The organism is Streptomyces aureus, assembly GCF_001418135.1.
GTDB lineage: Bacteria > Actinomycetota > Actinomycetes > Streptomycetales > Streptomycetaceae > Streptomyces > Streptomyces aureus_A.
The window spans coordinates 1-3,493 of the sequence record NZ_LIPQ01000661.1 but is presented as its reverse complement, the minus strand read 5'-3'; the positions used below and the strand labels follow the sequence as shown (position 1 = coordinate 3,493).

Annotated in this window: 3 protein-coding genes; all 3 read left to right on the top strand. The window is 72.3% G+C overall.

All coding sequences use genetic code 11. From position 1 onward, the window contains the following. The first annotated feature begins 22 nt into the window (after positions 1–22). On the top strand, positions 23–1,336 hold the full coding sequence (locus AOK00_RS35800; RefSeq protein WP_055604270.1) for a sensor histidine kinase: 1,314 nt from the start codon (positions 23–25) through the stop codon (positions 1,334–1,336). Beyond that, positions 1,333–2,001 carry a response regulator gene (locus tag AOK00_RS35795; RefSeq protein WP_055604269.1) on the top strand — a complete coding sequence of 223 codons (669 nt, stop codon included), beginning with the start codon at positions 1,333–1,335 and terminating at the stop codon, positions 1,999–2,001. The genes AOK00_RS35800 and AOK00_RS35795 overlap by 4 nt, the downstream gene beginning before the upstream one ends. Before the next feature lie 160 nt (positions 2,002–2,161). Next, on the top strand, positions 2,162–3,493 hold a 1,332-nt coding region (locus tag AOK00_RS35790), incomplete at its 3' end, for a cytochrome ubiquinol oxidase subunit I (RefSeq protein WP_055604268.1).

The following is a 3,493-nucleotide window of genomic DNA, read 5'->3' as shown; positions in this document are numbered from 1 at the left end:
CCCCCCGCCTATCCTTCGACGCATGCCCCTCCCCCTCCGTTCCCCGGACGGCGGGCGTCTTTCGCCACGGGCCGCCGATGCCGTCGTGGCGGGTGTCGTCCTGCTCGTCGTCGCCGTCTGGACGCTCGTCTCCGCGCAGTACGCGAGCGAACCCACCATCCGTACGGCGCTCGGCTGGGTGCTGATCCTGATCGGGTGCGGAGCCCTGTACTTCCGGCGGCGGCAGCCGGTCACCGTCTCCGTCGTCACGCTGCTCGCCTGTGTCGTCTACTACCCGCTGTCCGCCCAGGACGGCCCGCTGATGATCGCCTTCGCGCTGGCGCTGTACACGACCGCCGCGGAGGGCCGCTTCGCCGCCGCCGTCGCGCTGGCCGCCGTGACCCTCCTCGCGGTCGGGCTCGGCGAGATCCGGCAGCGGCCGGGGCACCGGCAGATCGACGACACCTCGCTCGTGATGCTGGCCGGCTGGCTGATCAGCCTCGTCGCGGTGGGCCGGGCCCAGCGCACCCGGATGGCCTATCTGCACGAGGTGGAGCAGCGTGCGCTGGCCGCCGAGCGGGAGCAGGAGGCCAGGACCCGGCAGAGCGCCACCGAGGAGCGGCTGCGGATCGCCCGGGAGGTGCACGACGTGCTCGGCCACAGCATCTCGCTGATCAACGTCCAGTCGGGTGCCGCGCTCCACCGCCTCGGCAAGGGGCCCGCCCCGGAGGCCGGGCTCGCGACCGCCACCGAGGCCCTGGAGGCGGTGAAGTCCACCAGCAAGGACGCGCTGCGCGAGCTGCGGGCCACCCTCGGGGTGCTGCGCCGCGCCGACGAGCCGACGCCTACGGCCCCGTCGTCCTCCGGTCTCGCGCTCCTCGGCGATCTCGCCGCACGCGCGCGTAGTGCCGGTCTCGATGTCCGTACGCACGTCACGGGCACGCCCGTGCCCCTTCCGCCACCTGTCGACCTGGCCGCGTACCGGATCGTGCAGGAGTCGCTGACGAACGTCACCCGCCACGCGGGCGCGAGGACCGTCCGCATCACCCTGGACTGGGGTGCGGACGCGGTGCGGCTGCGGATCGCGGACGACGGCGAGGGCGCGCCGGAGGGTCGTCCCCTGGGCAGCGGTATCCGGGGCATGGCCGAGCGGGCCCGTGCGTTCGGCGGCGGGCTGACCGCCGGGAACGGGGACGACGGCGGCTTCCTGGTGGACGCGCGACTGCCGCTCCCGGAACCCGGCGCGCCCGAACCACGCACCCCCGAACCAGGCACGCCCGAACCAGGCACGCCCGACCCGACCGCACCCGAACCCACCGCGTCCGACAGCGACGCCTCCGAGGGGGACCCCCGATGATCCGCGTCGTGCTCGCCGACGACCAGACCCTGGTCCGAGCCGGCTTCCGGTCGATCCTCTCCGACGAGGAGGACCTCCAGGTCGTCGGCGAGGCCGGGGACGGGGAGCAGGCGATCGCGCTCGCCCGCGAACTGCGCCCGGACGTGGTCCTGATGGACATCCGCATGCCGGTCCTCGACGGCCTTGAGGCCACTCGCCGCATCACCGCCGACGAGCGGCTCGAAGGGGTACGGGTGGTCATCCTGACCACCTTCGACGCGGACGACCATGTGTACGGGGCGCTCCGCGCGGGCGCGTCGGGCTTCCTGGTGAAGGACACCGAGCCGATGGAACTGCTCCACGCGGTACGGGTCGTGGCGCGCGGCGACGCCCTGATCGCCCCGGCCGTGACCCGCCGTCTGATCGCGGAGTTCGCGGGCCGGGCCGACCGGCAGCCGGACCCGAGCCCCCGGCTCAACGCCCTTACCGAGCGGGAGCGCGAGGTCCTCGGCCTGGTGGGCGCCGGGCTCTCGAACGACGAGATCGCCGGCCGCCTCGTCCTGTCCCCCGCGACCGCGAAGACCCATGTCAGCAGGATCATGACCAAGCTGGCCGTTCGGGACCGGGCCCAGCTGGTGATCCTGGCGTACGAGTCGGGGATGATCACGCCGGGCTGGCTCGCCTGACCGAGGGCCGCCCCTCGGCGTGTCCCGACCCTTAGGCGGCGGGAACCGCTCGGCGCAACTCACGGGGTACGCGCGGGCGGGCAGGCACAACCGCTGGGGTACGGCCACTGTCCACCCCGGGGTGACGCCGGGCCCCTGACCGTACGCCGACGCTGATCGGGTGAACCAGGACGTACTCGATCTCGCGCGGCTGCAGTTCGCCCTCACGGCGGGCGGCCACTTCCTCTTCGTCGCCCTCACGCTGGGGCTCGCGACCGTCGTGGCCGTGCTCCAGACGCGGGCCACGTTCAGCCGGAAGCCGCTGGACGCGCGCATGGTGCGGTTCTGGGGCCAGCTGTACGTGATCAACTACGCGGTCGGCATCGTCACCGGCCTGGTGATGGAGTTCCAGTTCGGCATGACGTGGAGCGGACTGACCCACGAGGCGGGCAACATCCTCGGGGCCTCGCTCGCCGTCGAGACGGTCGTGGCGTTCTTCGTCGAGTCGACCTTCCTCGGCCTGTGGATCTTCGGCTGGAACCGGCTCAACCGCTGGGCCCACCTGGCGGCGATCTGGGTCGTCGTCCTGACCGCGTACGTCTCGGCGTACTGGATCCTCGTCTCCAACGGCTTCCTCAACCACCCCGTGGGGTACGGCTCCGAGAACGGCGAGCTCGTCCTCGACGACCCGGTCGCGGTGCTGACGAACCCCTCCGCGCTGCTCGCCTTCGGGCACATCGTGGCGGGCGCGCTGCTCACGGCGGGGTTCTTCATGGCCGGGGTGAGCGCGTACCACCTGTTCCGGCGCAGCCCCGAGTGGGAGTTCTTCGGCCGCAGCCTGCGGATCGGCGTGTTCCTCTCGGCGCCCGCGCTGATGGTGACCGCCGTCTTCGGCGGGGTGCAGTTCGCCGTCCTCGACGCCTTCCAGCCGATGAAGTCGGCCGTGTTCAGCGGGAAGACCTCGGAGATCGCGCGGGTCCAGGCAGAACTGACGGAACGTTTCGGACCCGGTGACTACGTGCCCTCGGAGGCGTGGACCCGGGGCGGCGCGCTGGTGATGCTGATCTGCTTCGCGCTGATGATGTACCTGTGCTTCGCCGGGGTGATCCTGGCCGCCTTCAAGAAGGTCGTCTTCCGGTTCCGCCTGTGGCATCTCGTCCTGATGGCGGCCGTCCCCCTGCCGTACATGGCGATGATCAGCGGCTGGGTGTTCCGGGAGTCCGGGCGGCAGCCCTGGGTGGTCTACGGGCTGCTGAAGACGGAGGACGCGGTCTCGGACCTCTCCCCCGGCACCATGCGCCTCTCCCTCACCGTCTTCACCACGGTCTTCGTCCTGCTCGCCGTCCTCAACGCCTGGCTCCTCGCCCGCCACGCCCGCCGGGGCCCGGTCGACGCCGGTCTCGGCCACGACGAACGCCCCACCGCGGGCGGGGACGGGAGCGGGGACGGGGACGGGAACACCGGCGAGGACGGAACACCCGACCCGACCGACACCCTCCCGGCCCCCCGCTAC